Source organism: Sphingomonas canadensis (assembly GCF_026013525.1).
GTDB classification, from domain to species: Bacteria; Pseudomonadota; Alphaproteobacteria; order Sphingomonadales; family Sphingomonadaceae; genus Sphingomonas; species Sphingomonas canadensis.
Genome location: NZ_JAPDRA010000024.1, coordinates 1 through 1319, shown reverse-complemented (window position 1 = coordinate 1319; position 1319 = coordinate 1). Strand labels below are relative to the sequence as shown.

Sequence of the window (1319 nt, the reverse complement as noted above, 5' to 3'; positions counted from 1 at the left end):
GGCCCTTGTACGGGGACGCCGATATAGTCGGCCTGTTTCTGGGTGAGGGAGGAGAGCTTGACGCCGAGCTTTTCGAGGTGGAGGGCGGCGACCTTTTCGTCGAGGTGCTTGGGCAGGACATAGACCTGGTTCTGATACTGGCCGCCCTTGGTCCACAGCTCGATCTGCGCGAGCACCTGGTTGGTGAAGCTGGAGCTCATCACGAAGCTGGGGTGGCCCGTCGCGTTGCCCAGGTTCACCAGCCGGCCCTTCGACAGCACGATGATCTTCTTGCCGTCCGGGAACTCCACCTCGTCCACCTGCGGCTTGATCTCGGTCCACTTCATGTTGCTCAGCGCCGCGATCTGGATCTCGCTGTCGAAGTGCCCGATGTTGCACACGATCGCCATGTTCTTCATCGCGCGCATGTGATCCAGCGTGATCACGTCCGCGTTGCCCGTCGCCGTCACGAAGATGTCGGCGCGCGTCGCCGCCTCCTCCATCGTCACGACCTCATAGCCCTCCATCGCCGCCTGCAGCGCGCAGATCGGGTCGATCTCGGTCACCAGCACGCGCGCGCCGCCGTTGCGAAGCGACGCCGCAGAGCCCTTGCCCACGTCGCCGAACCCGGCAACCACCGCCACCTTGCCCGCCAGCATCACGTCCGTGCCCCGGCGGATCGCGTCCACCAGCGATTCCTTGCAGCCATAAAGGTTGTCGAACTTCGACTTGGTCACGCTGTCGTTCACGTTGATCGCCGGGAACGGAAGCTTGCCCTTCTTCGCCAGCTCATACAGCCGGTGCACGCCCGTCGTCGTCTCTTCGCTGACGCCCTTGATCGCCGCCACCGTCTTCGTCAGATACCCAGGCTTCTCCGCCAGGAAACGCTTCAGCGTCGCGACGAAGATCTCCTCTTCCTCGTTCGTCGGCTCGAACAGCGCCTCGCCCGCCTCGACCCGCGCGCCCCACAAAGCGAACATCGTCGCATCGCCGCCGTCGTCCAGGATCATGTTGCAGGTCGTGTCGCCCCACTCGAAGATCTTCGCGCAATAGTCCCAATATTCCTCCAGCGTCTCGCCCTTCACCGCGAACACCGGAATGCCACGTGACGCGATCGCCGCCGCCGCATGGTCCTGCGTCGAGAAAATGTTGCACGACGCCCAGCGGATCTCCGCCCCAAGCTCCGCCAGCGTCTCGATCAACACCGCCGTCTGGATCGTCATGTGCAGCGAGCCCGTGATCCGCGCCCCCTTCAGCGGCTTCCCCGCACCAAACTCCTCGCGAAGCGCCATCAAACCCGGCATCTCCGTCTCCGCAATCTCGATCTCCTTGCGACCAAA

At 63.8% G+C, this 1319-nt stretch carries 1 protein-coding gene; it reads right to left on the bottom strand.

Going from position 1 to position 1319, the window contains the following annotated elements; translation table 11 throughout:
• Window positions 1-1319 (bottom strand): adenosylhomocysteinase (ahcY, locus tag OM513_RS20735; RefSeq protein ID WP_264946687.1); only part of this gene is annotated, 1319 nt, incomplete at both ends.